Below are 13922 nucleotides of genomic sequence, written 5' to 3' on the forward strand. Positions count from 1 at the left end.
AGCAAAGTGCCGGTTGCGGACAGCCCCTTTTCCCGTCACTACGGGAGAAGATGCCGGCAGGCGGATGAGGGGCAGCGCCGACTTCGGCAATCAGCCGATCGAGCGCTACAGCGCCATCTTGTAGCCGAGATGACTGGCGGCGAAACCGAGGCGTTCGTAAAAAGCGTGCGCCTCGCGTCGACCCTTGTCCGTGGTGAGCTGGACGAAGCTGCAATTGCGCGAACGGCACGTTTCAATCGCCCATTCGATCATCAGCTTGCCGACGCCGCGAGAACGCCATTGCCGGGCGACGCGAACGCCTTCGATCTGGCCGCGCCAGGCGCCTTTCCTCGAAATGCCTGGAAGGAAGCTGAGCTGCAGCGTTCCGACCACTTGCCCAGCGTCGACGGCAACGGCCAGCAACTGGTTGGGATCGGCATCGATTGCGCTGAAGGCATTGAGATAGGACGGCGCAAGCGGCGTCGACGGGTCTTCCCGGTCTGCTCCGAGCACATCGTCGGCAAGCATTGCAACGATCGCCGGCAGGTCGGGCGCTTGCGCGCGACGGAATTCGATCTCGCTCATCGGGCGGAGACATACGGTGCGACGTCGGCGATCGCAATATCCGTTTTTGAGTTGCAAGGGAGGCCCGCGCGCCTACAGACGGTCTCGAGCGCCCAGAGGCGGTGGCCGTAGCGGCGGAAGAAACGGGCGAAGAGGCGCTGCTGCCTCGCACGGGTGAGGTCGGCGGCGCGCCTTTCCTGCCGCCAGCGCGGCATGTTGCGGAATATCGACAGGAAGCGGGCGGCGTCCTCGATCGCCTCGTCGGCCGACTGCGCCGGGCGGATCGCCGCCAGGAACAGAGCGCGGCTCGGCTTCATCTGGTCAATCACCGCCTTGCGCTGGCGATGACCCTGGCGTGCCTTGCGGATGCCGTCCTCGCGGATGGCTACGAAAGCGGCAAGCATGGCCGGGCTGTCGCCGCTATAGCCGCAGGCATGGGCGAACTGGTCCATCGTGATTTCCTTGCCTCCGGCCGGCTGCGGTTCTGTTGCTCGCGCCGATTCCAGTCCCGCACTAAATATAAGCATAACTCAAATTATCGAACAAGCGAAACTTTCACGTCGATGTAAGCGGAACCGACTCGACTCCGCTCCAAAAACGGATAATGATGTGAACAAAGCAGGAACAAAGATGGGGTGGCCATGGCATTGGCAGGCAAGGAAGCGACGATCGCCGATGTTGTCTCGATTGCCGTCGAGTGCATCGACTGCGGCCGCAACAGGTGGTGGAAGCCGGCCGAGCTCAAGCGGCATGGCGTGATGCCGGAGACACCGCTGGCCGCCCTTTCGGGGCGCCTGATCTGCAAGGCCTGCCGGGCCGACGGCCTGCCGGGTGCCGCCGTCTCGATCCAGGCCGCCTTCATCGACGACCGGCAGCGGGCCCGCGCCGAGGCGCGGATGCTCAACGGCCGAGAATTGGAGCAATCGAGGCGGGCTTGAGGGGAGAAGGGGAGCGCCGCGCCCGTCCTCCTCAATACCCCAGCAATTCCTTGAGCGGGATGACGCGGAAGACGTTCTTGATGGCGTAGCGGTTAAAGGTCAGCGTCTTGGGCGGGTTGTACTGTTCGACGATCAGCTCGGCGGCGGTGCGCTTGACCAGCTTCTTGATGAAGGCTTTGCCGTTTTGCTCGTTCTCTTCGGGCAGGGTTTCGATCACCACATGGTCGCCGGGCAACGCTTCGCGGCCGCCGCAATAGATCATCTCGCCGGGCTCGTAGCGCGGCACCATCGAATCGCTCAGCACGTGCAGCGCAAAGACATTGCGCAGATGCCGGATCCCCGGCGGCCGCTGGACATAGCCGGCCGGCTGGCCGTTGAAGGTGAAGTCGCCATCGTCGCCGCCGACGGCGGTGCCGAGAAGCTGGATGTCCATCGGCCCGGCGGGCAGGGGGCCGGGATCGGTGACGATCTCGGCATCGGCGACCGGTCCGGCATCTTCAAGGAAGACGACCTCGCCCTTGCCGAGCGCCACCGGGTCAACGCGCAGGAAAGCGGCAGTCTTCAAAAGGTTCTCGGTCTTGGGCAGGTTGCGCCCGGTCTCCCAATTGCCGACGGCAGCGACATCAGTGTCGTTATGCTCGGCGATGTGGCGCATCACCAGGCCGCGCTGCTTGCGCGCCCGGCGGATCGCCGCTCCGACCTTAATCGACAGTGCAGTTTTCGCCATGGCTCCATCTGAGGCATAAGACTCGGTTTCGTCCATGCAAGAATCGCTTGCATCATGATTTGAGTTATGCTCTTATGTAGGCATGCACAACTCGCTTCACCAGCTTTCGATCCTCAAATCCGCCGTTCAGCGCGCCGGCAGCGTTCGGGTGGAGGCGGCACCGCAACCGATCGCCAAGGCCATGCATGTGCCAACCCTTTCCCCTTCGTCGCGGCTGTCCTCCTCCCCGGCCGGGACGATGCCCGAGGTTCGCGCCTCGGATCCGGCAGCGCAAGCGGCCGGAACGGCCGGAGCCGTTCCCCTCACGGCTCCGGCTGCGAGTTACCTGCCGGCCGGCAATGCGGGTGCAGCGGTTTCCTGCATCCGCACCGAAGACGGCACGGTCATCGCTTTCGACAAGCGGACGGGCAAGGCAGTGGCGGGCGCAACAAGGCAGGCGGCCGAAATGAAGCTCGATCGCAGCAGGCCACGCGAAGGCTGACCGGCTTTCGAGCCTGAGGCCGGCGAAGCCGGCGCCGCACGCAACCACCTTTGCAGGGAATAAAACATCATGGCCGCCCGCTATTCCGCTTCGGAACTGGAACAAATCGAGAACTGGCTGATGAGCGGGCTGTCGGCAGCGAAGATCGCCACCCGGCTCGGTGCGCAGCGTGGTAGCCCGATCTCACGCGCGGCCATCATCGGCATCGTCCACCGCACCGCCTGCTTGCGCACCATCGGCCTTGCCAGATCCAAAGGCTGGTGTGGCGGACGCTCGGGCGGCCGGCTCGGAAATTCGGCGCCTGAGCCATCAAATGCCGCGGGTCAAGCGGAGGCGGCACCGAAGACCCAGCCACGCTGCCGCCCGGCAAGGCTGTCGGCCAGGCTGGCGCCGCCGGCCTGGCAGCCGGGTCCGGCTCGGATCACCGGGACCGATGGCGAGCCGCTCGAAATGCCGGCGCCGCGCCCGGTCGCCGCCGGCGGCCGCCAGCCGCATTTCGTTTCTATGCGCTTCATCGATTGCCTGTTCGAGCGCTGCCGCGCGCCGCTAGACACGACGCTGCAGGAGGATGCGGAAAACGACGCCCCCGGCAGCCGGCCCGGTTTGGACATGCTGTGCTGCGGAATGCGCACGAAGCCATCGAAAAGCTACTGCGCCTATCACGCGGCGCGCTTCCTGCGCACGCTGCCGGCCGAAGCGATTTGAGCCCGCTGGATGACGGAAGTTCGCCAGAGCCCGACGACGGAAAACCAGGAGGACCGAGCCGATGAGCAGCAAAACCGTCCAGAAGATCAAAGCCAGGCCGCCGCGATTGCCGAAAGGCGAGGCCGAGCAGGTGCGCATCCGCAAGGAGATCGGCCATGATTTCGCGCTGAAGGATGACAGGTTCGGCCGCAAGCGGCTGGTGAAGGGGACGCAGGAGGGCGCGCGCCGCTATGAGGTTTCCAATGATGGCCACACAGCGACCGGCGGTATCGTGCGGGTGCGCAATGTCGACCCGCTGACCGGCCTCACCTCGCTGTCGCGCCAGCAGCGCGAGGCGGGCATGCGCTACCGCCAGGATTTCCGCGAGTCGTCGGACGCAACCGCCAAGCCGATGGCCTGGGCCGAGCGCGTCGACGGCGGCCGCACCGGTAGCGGCGTCGCCGAACACATTCTGTCCGCCGGCCGCGCCCATGCCGAGGCCACCAGGGCGCTTGCCCATTGGGAGATCGCCGGCGTCGTGCAAAAAATCTGCTGTGCCGACGAAACGGTGAAAAGCCTGGCCGAACAGGCCGGCGAGCCGCGCGACGTGGTGGTGAAACTACTCAAAATCGGGCTCGACATTTTGGCCGTGCATTACGGCATGATGCTGATGCGCAAGCCGAGATGAGGAGCCCTGCCGATCCGGCCGGCACTACCGGCCGGACCGATCCGTCAACGACGGCAGACACGGATTCTTTCGATGACCCGGTGGTGATGACGCCAGTGCTTGATGACTTCGGTGTGGCAGCGCCGGTTGTACCGGTACCGATAGCGCGGCGCGTAGTCCTCGTTATAGACATCGTAGCGGTAACGGGGGACGTACTCGTCGTCGTAATCGGAATACCGATGGTGGCGATAATAATAGTCGTCGTCGTAACCGTTGCCGATGCCGATGCTGACGCTGCCGCCAGCATTCGCCGGGCCGATCACGGATGCCGCCGAGGCGATGGCGATCACCGAGGCAAGCAGGAGCTTCTTCATAGCTACCTCCTTCTTTAACGTCCCTCTAATAGAAAAACCCGCAAGCGGCAGGCTCGTTCCATAAATTTACAAGATGCCATGAACCGACGGTCCCAAATTAACCGGCGAAAACGTCCCTGGCTGTGCGCCCGTCAAACAGCGGCAATCGGGCGCGGTCGCGTTGCCGGCCTTTGCCTATAGGATATGGCCCAGTTCCAGCAAAACGAAGGCGGTCGCGCCCAGCACAGCGAGCGCATAGGCCGCATAAAGAACAAGCAGCATCACCTCAAAGTCCCGGACGAAACTTGCGGCAATCCTGGTCTCCTTAGGCTCCGCTTTCTCGATGCGGTCGGGTTCCAGCTGCTCCGTTGCCACGACGACGCAGACAATCCTGTCGTTTTCGGCCGCCTGCATCATCCGTTCGGTCAAATCGACGGCAATCACTGGGTCATCGGCCAACTGATCCCGCGATAGCCGGCTTTCAGTGACGGTCTGGATTTCACGCTTTCTCACGCACGCATAATTGCGACGACTAAATTAGGTTCCACTAACGTAAACAGATTGCCTCGGCCCGATCGCGATCGGTAAGGCGTGAGCCCAGCTGGGCGGGGAACTCGCGCCCGAGGCCCGCATTTGTCGACTGTCGAGGCGAATCTCGATCCGCATCGTCCGATCAAAGGGCGCGGGCTTCTTCATAGGCTGCTACGATGCGCCAGTGCTGGTAGGTCGCAATGCTAAAGCCGCCAAACCTTCATATCGCGAACGCAGCGCCGACGTCTTCGGTGCTGACCGGTTATGACGAAGATCGCATGCTTACTTATATCCGGCTGCTCGACGCTTCGGCGGAAGGGACCGATTGGCGCGAGGTCGCCCGCATCGTTCTGCACATTGACCCGGAGCGGGAGCCGGAGAGGGCTTTCCGGGCGTGGGCGACACATCTGGCGCGTGCACGATGGATGACCAGGAAGCGGAGCGAGTTTCGCCAATTGTATGATGCGTGGTGGGGATGAGGACCATTTAAGCGGGACTGCCGTCTCGGTCTGGCCGTTGAGGGAGAAGGCCAACATGCGAAAACGCCCGATGACTTTTTGGCGAGCCAACGCTTTCGAGCTGTGCTGCCTCCTTGCAGTTCCGCTGTCGCTTATCCTTACGGTTTTCCTGGCAGGTCTCATCCTCAGCTGACCCCCGCATACTTGCTTGCCAAGTGGCTGGGTCGTGATCCGACAAGATCCGGCAGGTGTTACTTCACAGCCGCCGCCATCACATCCGAAAACAGCGCCCGCTCCACCGCCGGCTCCAGCGTTTCGGCGAAGGGCGTTGCCAGGTGGTGGCGGTCGCGGAAGGCTAGTTTGCCGTCGATGAAGACGTGGCAGGTGGTCTGGTCGCAAAAGCGGTCGGTCATGTCGATGTAAGTAGCGTTCGGTGTCGAGCGTACGATGTCGCGCTCGATGGTGGCGATGTCGTCGTTTGCCGCCATGATCCTCGGCGTGTCGCATGTCGCGGGCGTCTGGCCCCGCCACAGCGCACGCGCCACGCATTTGTCGGCATAGCTTGCATTATAGGGCACGTCCCTGATGACCGCGACCTTGATGCCAGCCTGGCTGAAGGCTTGAAGCGTCCAGGTGAGGCCCGTCCGCCACTGCGCTTGCCAATCGGCGTGCTTCAGCTCCTCGGGCGATTCCTTCATCACATTGCCGATCGAGAATTCCGAGATCACCACCAGTTGCGGATGGAGCGCGATGATGTCCTTGACCGACTGCTCGCGCCATTGGTCGCATTCGGTGTAGTCGCGCTTCAGCCGCCAGTTCCAGGTCGTCACCCGCGAAGCCCGGCAGGAGGATTTGAGAAAGGTGACGACGCGAAAGTCGTTCTTCTCGGCCGCCTTGATCAGCGGCGTCGACCAATGGTCGGCATGCGAGTCGCCGAACAGCACGACCGAGCGCTGGGCATCCTTGCGGCCGAACATGCAGGGCTTCGGCTTGACGGTCTCGAAATCGAGCACGCAGCCGCCATTGGTCGCACGCACGGTGGAAAGCTGCGCGGCGCTGTCGGCGATGACGTGCTGTTCGGGGCTGAGATTGTGCTCGGCAAAGCGCGCATTGCCATAGGCCGCGACCACGCCGGCGCCGGTCAGCGCGACGGCGGGCACCAGCGCCCGCGCTGCTCCGGCCATCAGCCAGCCGTTGCGGCGGATCGGGTTCTCGACGAAATGATAGGTGAACATGGATAGAGCCAGCGTCAGCGCCGCGCAGGCAAAGCGGTCTACGGTGGAGAGGTTGGGAACCATCATCGCCGCATAGACGATGACCGGCCAATGCCAGAGATAGAGCGAATAGGAAAGCCGGCCCAGCCATTGCATGGGGGCCAGCGCCAGCACGGCGCTCGGCAGATTGCGGCCGCCGCTGCCGCCGAGCAGCAGCAGCACGGTGCCGGCAACAGGCGCCAGCGCATTCACCCCGGGAAACGGCGAGTCTTCGTCCAGCATCAGATAGGCCCAGGCGATCAGTGCCAGACCGAGGCATGCCTGGAGGGTGGCCAGCAACGGCCGGTCGCGCCAGATCTTTGCCGGTGCCATGGTCGCGAGGCCGCCGGCAGCGAATTCCCAAGCCCTGAGCGGCGAGAAATAGAAGGCCCAGGGCTGCGACACTTCCGTCAGCCAGGCGCAGGCGGCGAAGGAGGCTAGGCCGGCGACGCCGATGACAACGATGGCGGTGCGCTTGCCGGGGCGCAGCCATGCGGCGGCAAGCAGCAGCGCCGGCCATGCCAAATAGAACTGTTCCTCGACCGAGAGCGACCAGAAGTGGATGAACGGGTTGTTGGTGGCGTCGGCGGCGAAATAGTCGAACGACCAGCGGATCAGCCAGAGGTTGATCATGTAGGCGGAGGCGAACATGGCGCCTTTCGAATAGAGCGCCTGTTCCTCCGGCGACAGGATGAAGTAACCCGCGAACAGCGTGGCGAGGATGACGAACAGTGCCGCCGGCAACAGGCGCCGGGCGCGCCGGGCATAGAAGCGCCAGAGGTTCAGCCGCCCGGTCTGGGTAATTTCCGTAACAAGGTGCCGGGTGATCAGGTAGCCGGAGATGACGAAGAAGATGTCGACGCCGGCAAAGCCGCCGGGCAGACCGGAGAGACCAAAATGGAAGGCGATGACACCCGCCACCGCCAGCGCGCGCAGCCCTTCGATGTCAGGCCGAAATGATGCCGACACAATCACCTCATGCAAGGAATGCCCCACCCTCCCAGAGGCTCGACCCGATGTGCCGATATTGCAATGCAACAAATCTAACGCAGTGCAACATAGAGCGAGGGCGCAGCTCCTCCAGCTCCTCGCGTGGGCGATTCGCTCACATGAGCGATTCGAGAGCGATGGAAGCGAAGCGAAGGGTGCGGAGGCAATCAGGCCTTTTTCAAAAACTCGGTCTTCAGCACCAGGTCCTTCACCTGCTTGGTGCTGCATTCGATCTCGCCGGGATTGCCGGTGAGGCGAATATTCTTCACCAGCGTGCCGCGCTTGATCGTCTCCGAGGTGCCTTTGACCTTGAGATCCTTGATCAGGGTCACGGAGTCACCCGCGTGCAGCGCCGTGCCATTGCTGTCTCTTACGATCACGTCGGTCATGGCAGGTCTTTCGCGGGGCTCCGGTGCGGAGGTGGTTGGGTCATTACCCGGCCTATCCCACGGTTGGCGGCGAGGTCAAGCGTGCTGGGGTCAAGCGTGCCGGCCCTCAATGCCATGCGGACGGCCGGCCGGAAAAACCGGGTTGCGGGCAGACGAGACCCCCCGGGCGGTAGTGGCATTGCCGCTCCGCGACATGCGCTCCGAGGCGCAGGCACGGAACAGGATTGCCGTGACGTGATTAATGCCAAAAAATTCTACCATGACCGAATTGCCGCGGTGCCGACCAGGGCAATCGGCCTCCAATTGGGTGAGACGCTACGAAGTTGCACGCCGGCTCAATATGCTCGATCATGGCGACGGCGGGGCGGAGGTATCAAGTGGCGGCAAATCGTCGAAACGGCGCGGATCTGTCGGAGCCCCGGCGGGCGGGCATTGTTTCCGCGGCCAGGGCGCTTCCGCGCACATCCTTGCCCAGCGTAGCGTCGGTCGTGACGGCCGTCGCGGCGCTCTATTTCGGGCGAGAGGTCTTTCTGCCGATCGCAATCGCGCTGCTGCTTACCTTTGCGCTCGTGCCCATGGTATCGGCACTCAAGCGAGCCGGCATTCCGCGTCTTCCTGCGGTGATCGCCAGCGTGCTAGGCGCATTCACGGTGCTGGCGCTGTTCTCCTTCATCGTTGCCACGCAGATCAGTGAACTGGCGCAGAATATTCCGCTCTACCAGGCGAATATCCTGACCAAGGTCCGGTCGCTCAAGGAAACCGGTGTCGGCGGAGGCATCGTTTCCAGATTGAGCCGGGTGATCGAACGCGTCGGCCAGGAGCTCAACAGGCCGGAACCCGCACCACCCGCCGCCGATCAGGCTTCGCGGGAGCCGATCCCGGTCGAAATCGTCGCGCGCGAACGACCGCTCGAGGTCCTCCAGAATCTGATCGGCCCGCTGCTGAGCCCACTGGCATCGGCCGGGCTGATCGTCGTGGTCGTCATATTCATGCTGCTCGAACGGGAGGATCTGCGCGATCGTTTCATACGCCTCGTCGGCTACGGCGATCTGCACCGAACCACCGAGGCGCTGCAGGATGCCGGCAAGCGCGTCGGCCGCTATCTGCTCATGCAACTGGTCGTGAACATCGTCTATGCCGTTCCGATTGCAATCGGACTTTGGCTGCTGGGCATACCCAATCCATTGCTCTGGGGCTTGCTGGCGCTGGCGCTGCGCTTCGTTCCCTATATCGGCCCGGTCATCGCGACGCTGTTGCCTCTGTTCCTGGCACTGGCCGTGGCGCCCGGCTGGTCGCTCGTGCTATGGACCGCCGGGCTTTTCGTAGTCGTGGAACTGATCACCGGCAACGTGATCGAACCCTGGCTCTATGGCTCGCGCACCGGGCTGTCGCCGTTGGCCATCATTGTCGCGGCGATCTTCTGGACCTGGCTCTGGGGCCCATTGGGCCTGGTTCTGTCGACGCCGCTCACGGTCTGCCTCGTCGTGCTCGGCCGGCATGTGCCGCAGTTCGAATTCCTCGACGTTCTGTTCGGCAACGAACCCGTGCTCGAACCGCACGCCCGGCTTTACCAGCGGCTGCTGGCCGGCGATCCCGAGGAAGCGACGGACCATGCCGAGGAAATGCTGGAGGAAGAATATCTGATCGAGTTCTACGACAAGGTCGCGATTCCCGCACTTCTGCTCGGCGAGCAGGACCGGGTGCGTGGTGTGTTGAGCGATGAGCAAAGACAGCAGGTCGCGGGCAGCGCGCTGACGATGGTGGCGAACCTCGACGACAGCGCGCAGGAGGAGGCGGAAGAGGACGACGCGGCCGCGGCCGAGGACAATGGCTCACGTAACGACAAGCAGGTTCAGGAGGAGGTTCAGAGCGAGGACGACACCGAACTGCCGGATGGCACGGGCATGTCGGTGCTGTGCGCCGGAGGGCGCGGCGAACTCGATGACGCCGCTGCCGCCATGCTGGCGCAGGTGCTCGAAATCCAGGGCGCCACGGTGTTGAGAGCGGGCTTTGCCGATATGGAACCGGGAGGCCTTCGCCGCCTTGAGCTCGAGGCCGTCGATAGTGTCGTCGTCGGATTTTTGAACCGGGATTCCGTCAAGCACGGCCGGTTCCTGGTCCGTCGGCTGAAACGCGCCAAACCAAGGTTGCGGGTGGTCATCGTGTTGTGGTCGGAAGCCAACAGCGACAACCAGGAGGCAGCCGCCAGATTGGCCAATGAGATCAACGCCGATTTCGTCGCACACAGCCTGGTCGGCGCGGTGCTCGGTGCGTTGTCCAGCGCTCCGCCGGTGGCGCTGAAGACCACCGCCAAACGCCGCATGCGCCGCTTGGCGCCGGCGCGCAAGAAAGAGCCGCTCGCCGCGGCAAAATGAGCGCCGGCGAACGATTGCGGCAGGTGGGGTTATTACCGTTCTTGCGAAAACGGTAATGACGAAAACGGATGAAATGTGTTCGCAAAAGTCGCGCTGAACTGTCCGACGGTGCCGTGGGAAAGGGCCCCTACCCCTCACACAGTCCAGAAATAGCGCACCGTATGGAAGAACACCGGGGCGGCGAAGACCAGGCTGTCGGCACGGTCCATCATGCCGCCATGGCCTTCGATCAGGTGGCCCCAGTCCTTGACACCCTGATCGCGCTTGATGGCGGAGGCGACCAGCCCGCCGAGGAAGCCCATCAGGCAGGCGACCAGAGCCACGCCGGCTGCCTGAAGCGGCGAAAACGGCGTCAGGAACGACAGCAGCGCGCCGAGCAGACTCGACGCCGCCAGCCCGCCGACCAGGCCTTCCCAGGTCTTCGACGGCGAGACCGTCGGCGCCAGGAGATGCCGGCCGAACAGTTTGCCGAAGATGTATTGCAGCACGTCGCTGCCTTGCACGGTGATGATCAGGAAAGCGATCAGCAACAGGTTACGGCCTTCAAAGCCCGGCACCTCGAGCGTCAGCAGCGCCGGCACGTGGCTGACGCAGTAAACCGAAATCATGACCGCCCATTGCTGCGCCGAGACGCGCTCGAGAAAGCGCTCGGTGTCGCCGTGCAGCGCGGTGATCGCCGGCATCAGCAGGAAGCAGTAGACCGGGATGAAGATGGTGAACAGCCCGTACCAGGCGGTCCACACCAACCAGTACTGGAACGGGATGATGATGCCGAACATGCCGAGCAGCACCCAGTGGTCGCTGCGGCGGCTGTGCGTCAGCGTCACGAATTCGCGCAGGGCGGCGAAGGAAATCAGCGCGAACAGGATGGTCATGCCAGGGCGGCCGAAGACGAAGGCAACGGTGATCGCCACCACCATCACCCACCAGGCATTGATGCGCTGGGTGAGGTTGACCAGCGTCGGCGGCAACGGCTTTGGCGCGCGCCATGACAAGACGCCGGCGACGACGCTGGCGCTGATCAGCACCGCCAGCAGGCCGACAATCAGGATAAGGGTTTCGTGCATCATCGGCTGCATTTGGCCTTGGTCCTCAATCGTCTCGCTGCGGCCGGGGATTCAGCGCCAGCAGGGTTTCGCGGGCGCGGTCGAGAAAGGCGCGGCGTTCCTCACCCAGTTGAATGGCGATCGGCGCGCCGAAGACGACGCGACAAAGCAGCGGCACCGGCACGAATTGCCCCTTGGGCAGCACCCGCGACATGTTCTCGATCCAGCACGGGATGAGCTCGACATCGGGCCGCGCCATCGACAGATTGTAGAGGCCGGAGCGGAACGGCAGCAGCGGTTCGTCGGTCATGTTGCGCGTGCCTTCGGGAAACAGGATCAGCGAATGGCCCTGGTCGAGCACCGAGAGCATGATCGAGATCGGGTGCTGCGTTTCATCCGTCCACTGCCGGTGGATCAGCACGGACGACAGCATGTCCTCGGCAATAAAACGGCGCAGCCGCGTCTTGCCCCAATAATCGGCGGCGGCCACCGCATGGGTGCGGGCGCGTTCCTTCTCGCTAAGGCAGGCCGACAGCAGGATGAAATCGCCGTGGCTGGCATGGTTGGCGAAGTAGATGCGCTGCCGGTCCGATGGCTGGCTGCCGTTCCAGATCGGCCGCACGCCGGTGACCACCCAGGCCAGTGCCGACAGGCCGACCGACGTCACCGTTTGCAGCAAGGTATAGGTGCTGATGCGAAGCTTTGTCATGGGCGGGCTCAAAAGAATGACGCAACGACCGAGGCCGCCGCGAACAGGCCAAACGCGATGCGCTGCCTGGCGAGCAGGCGGCGCGTGCCGGCTATCCTCCGGTCGAGCGAGCGGCCGCCGGCCGCCAAGGATTTCAGCCGCATGCGCGCCAGAACGTCGTCGATCACTGCACCGCCGCCTGCCTCGCTGGCGTGGCTGGCCATCAGCCGGAACAGCAGCGCGTCGAACAAAAGCAGGGCCGAGAGAATAGTTGTGGCTATGGCACCCGCGGCGGCGATCAGCCAGGCTACCGCGGACAGCGACGATGTTTGCGGCGCAGCCGCCAGGCCGATGACCGGCGCCGCCAGCAAACCAGCAGCAATCAGCAGCAGCGGCCACGCCACTTGCACGATCAGCCCGGCGGCGAACGTCTCGGCCTTATCTCGAAAGGCCGTCATGGCGCCGCGCCTATGCCAAGGTGCACCGGCCGGCCCGCGGCGGCGAGCTTGCCTCGCGCCTGAGCCGGCGTGTCGGCCTGGCCGCTGGCGACCAGCCATTCGGCGACGACGGCGGCGCTGCGCTGGAAGCCGAGCGCACAGCAGACCAGCACCGCGCCCTGGCTCTGCGCCGTCTCGATCGCCGCCACCGCTTGCGCGCGCGCCTCGCGAGACGGCGGCAAAAGATCGACCATGGGCAGGCTCACCCAGCGGATCGAGGCGCTGCGCGGCCTTTCCAATTCGCCGGCAAGGTCGACCACCGTGCCGAAGGCGTCGGCCTCGGCGGCGGTCGGAAAACGGCCAAGGGAAACACCGTCGGCGATAACGATCTGCGCCGGAAACTTTCGCGTCCACGCCCACACATTTGCCTTGGCGCCAAGGCGGTAGGGCCAAAGCAGAAGACGGCTGGCCAGCGACACGCGGCCCTCGGCTGTTTTCTGGAACACCTTGGCGCCGGCGCCGGCATAGGCGAAAGCGACTATGGCCAGCGCCAGTGCCGGCCACAACAGGATGAGCCAAAGCGCCGAGACCAACGCGCCGGCAGCAGCGGCGGCCAGCGCAAGGATTGCGCCGAGCGCATAGAAAAGCGCCAGCCACCGCGCCTTCGGATCAGCACTCAGGCGGAAGCCGGCGAACGGCAGCGCGCCGTCGCGCGGAAACAGCCACAGGGCGAAAAGGCCGAGCAGCGCGCCGGTCGGAATGTCGATGAAATGGTGCTGCCAGGTCGTCAGCACCGAGGCGCCGATCAGGAAACACCAGACATGCCAGGCGACGCCGGCGATGAAGGTCAATCGGTGACGCCAATGGTCCCAGATGATGACCAGCAGCGCAATATGCAGCGACGGCGCCTGGTTGAAGGGTTTGTCGAAGCCGCCGAGTACGGCGAACATGAAGCCGGGCAGGCCGCTCGTCTGCGGGCGCACGAAGGTCGCCGTCAGCGGAAACAGGATGAAGCAGGTGACGGCGACGAGCTGCGCCGTCAGATAGCGGCCGGCGAGGCGGTCGACGCTGCTTTTCGAACTATTCAACAGCAGCGACAGGCCATAGAACAGGTTGATCGACCAGTACGGCACGATCGTCCAGGCAAGGAACGGGATGCCATGCTCCCAGCCGAAGACGACGCTGCCGACGTCGTCGCGCCGCGACGCCAGCCAGTTGGCGAAGCCGTAGGTGGCGTAGAAGAACGGCGCCAGAAATGCCAGCCATAGCGCGGCGCGCAGGACTATCCCGGGATATGGCTCGCGCGCCAGGGCCGGAAGGACAGGGGCATCGCGAGAAAAGGCAGAGGCAGGCAAGTTCATG

General features: G+C 64.1%; 17 protein-coding genes. 6 read left to right on the forward strand and 11 right to left on the reverse strand.

The features are described 5' to 3' along the window. Positions 1-105 precede the first annotated feature (105 nt). Positions 106-564, reverse strand: coding sequence for a GNAT family N-acetyltransferase (locus AC0L2P_RS22975; RefSeq protein WP_473504294.1), 459 nt, complete (start codon positions 562-564; stop codon positions 106-108). Next, positions 561-995: a hypothetical protein gene (locus tag AC0L2P_RS22980; RefSeq protein ID WP_473504296.1), complete on the reverse strand. Its 435-nt coding sequence runs from the start codon at positions 993-995 to the stop codon at positions 561-563. The genes AC0L2P_RS22975 and AC0L2P_RS22980 overlap by 4 nt, the downstream gene beginning before the upstream one ends. A gap of 189 nt (positions 996-1184) precedes the next feature. Between AC0L2P_RS22980 and AC0L2P_RS22985 the strand changes: the two genes are divergently transcribed. Continuing rightward, positions 1185-1481: a hypothetical protein gene (locus AC0L2P_RS22985; protein WP_473504298.1), complete on the forward strand. Its 297-nt coding sequence runs from the start codon at positions 1185-1187 to the stop codon at positions 1479-1481. Between the two features lie 31 nt (positions 1482-1512). Here the strand turns inward: AC0L2P_RS22985 and AC0L2P_RS22990 are convergent, their stop codons facing one another. Next, a complete protein-coding gene (locus AC0L2P_RS22990; RefSeq protein ID WP_352915658.1) occupies positions 1513-2208 on the reverse strand; it encodes an XRE family transcriptional regulator in 696 nt (231 codons plus the stop codon). 82 nt (positions 2209-2290) lie between these two features. On the opposite strand from AC0L2P_RS22990, the gene AC0L2P_RS22995 reads away from it, so the two are divergent. The 3 genes from AC0L2P_RS22995 (at position 2291) to AC0L2P_RS23005 (ending at position 4061) form a co-directional block, all read left to right on the forward strand. Continuing rightward, positions 2291-2689: a hypothetical protein gene (locus tag AC0L2P_RS22995; protein ID WP_473504300.1), complete on the forward strand. Its 399-nt coding sequence runs from the start codon at positions 2291-2293 to the stop codon at positions 2687-2689. Positions 2690-2758: 69 nt separating this feature from the next. Beyond that, on the forward strand, positions 2759-3394 hold the full coding sequence (locus AC0L2P_RS23000) for a GcrA cell cycle regulator (RefSeq protein WP_473504302.1): 636 nt from the start codon (positions 2759-2761) through the stop codon (positions 3392-3394). Positions 3395-3455: 61 nt separating this feature from the next. Further along, positions 3456-4061: a DUF6456 domain-containing protein gene (locus tag AC0L2P_RS23005; RefSeq protein WP_473504304.1), complete on the forward strand. Its 606-nt coding sequence runs from the start codon at positions 3456-3458 to the stop codon at positions 4059-4061. 44 nt (positions 4062-4105) lie between these two features. On the opposite strand, the gene AC0L2P_RS23010 is transcribed toward AC0L2P_RS23005, so the two are convergent. Both AC0L2P_RS23010 and AC0L2P_RS23015 read right to left on the reverse strand, forming a co-directional pair. Further along, positions 4106-4414 carry a hypothetical protein gene (locus AC0L2P_RS23010; protein WP_473504306.1) on the reverse strand — a complete coding sequence of 103 codons (309 nt, stop codon included), beginning with the start codon at positions 4412-4414 and terminating at the stop codon, positions 4106-4108. Positions 4415-4588: 174 nt separating this feature from the next. Beyond that, entirely contained in the window at positions 4589-4906 is a 318-nt protein-coding gene (locus tag AC0L2P_RS23015; protein ID WP_473504308.1) for a hypothetical protein, read from the reverse strand. Positions 4907-5124: 218 nt separating this feature from the next. On the opposite strand from AC0L2P_RS23015, the gene AC0L2P_RS23020 reads away from it, so the two are divergent. Then, complete coding sequence (locus AC0L2P_RS23020) at positions 5125-5403, forward strand: DUF2285 domain-containing protein (RefSeq protein WP_473504310.1); 279 nt, start codon at positions 5125-5127, stop codon at positions 5401-5403. Between the two features lie 230 nt (positions 5404-5633). Here the strand turns inward: AC0L2P_RS23020 and AC0L2P_RS23025 are convergent, their stop codons facing one another. Continuing rightward, positions 5634-7604 carry an acyltransferase family protein gene (locus tag AC0L2P_RS23025; RefSeq protein ID WP_473504312.1) on the reverse strand — a complete coding sequence of 657 codons (1971 nt, stop codon included), beginning with the start codon at positions 7602-7604 and terminating at the stop codon, positions 5634-5636. A gap of 188 nt (positions 7605-7792) precedes the next feature. Then, positions 7793-8014, reverse strand: a complete 222-nt coding sequence (locus AC0L2P_RS23030) for an alkylphosphonate utilization protein (protein ID WP_473504314.1) — start codon at positions 8012-8014, stop codon at positions 7793-7795. A gap of 350 nt (positions 8015-8364) precedes the next feature. Between AC0L2P_RS23030 and AC0L2P_RS23035 the strand changes: the two genes are divergently transcribed. After that, positions 8365-10389, forward strand: a complete 2025-nt coding sequence (locus tag AC0L2P_RS23035; RefSeq protein WP_473504316.1) for an AI-2E family transporter — start codon at positions 8365-8367, stop codon at positions 10387-10389. Positions 10390-10523: 134 nt separating this feature from the next. On the opposite strand, the gene AC0L2P_RS23040 is transcribed toward AC0L2P_RS23035, so the two are convergent. The 4 genes from AC0L2P_RS23040 to AC0L2P_RS23055 are packed head-to-tail and all read right to left on the reverse strand — an operon-like array spanning position 10524 to position 13921. Beyond that, complete coding sequence (locus tag AC0L2P_RS23040) at positions 10524-11459, reverse strand: phosphatidate cytidylyltransferase (protein WP_473504446.1); 936 nt, start codon at positions 11457-11459, stop codon at positions 10524-10526. Positions 11460-11481: 22 nt separating this feature from the next. Next, complete coding sequence (locus AC0L2P_RS23045) at positions 11482-12144, reverse strand: lysophospholipid acyltransferase family protein (RefSeq protein WP_473504318.1); 663 nt, start codon at positions 12142-12144, stop codon at positions 11482-11484. An 8-nt stretch (positions 12145-12152) separates the two neighbouring features. Continuing rightward, positions 12153-12581 carry a hypothetical protein gene (locus tag AC0L2P_RS23050; protein ID WP_473504320.1) on the reverse strand — a complete coding sequence of 143 codons (429 nt, stop codon included), beginning with the start codon at positions 12579-12581 and terminating at the stop codon, positions 12153-12155. Further along, complete coding sequence (locus AC0L2P_RS23055) at positions 12578-13921, reverse strand: phosphatase PAP2/dual specificity phosphatase family protein (RefSeq protein WP_473504322.1); 1344 nt, start codon at positions 13919-13921, stop codon at positions 12578-12580. Before AC0L2P_RS23055 ends, AC0L2P_RS23050 begins: the two co-directional genes overlap by 4 nt. Position 13922: the final 1 nt, after the last annotated feature.

This window comes from Mesorhizobium sp. WSM4836, assembly GCF_055811815.1.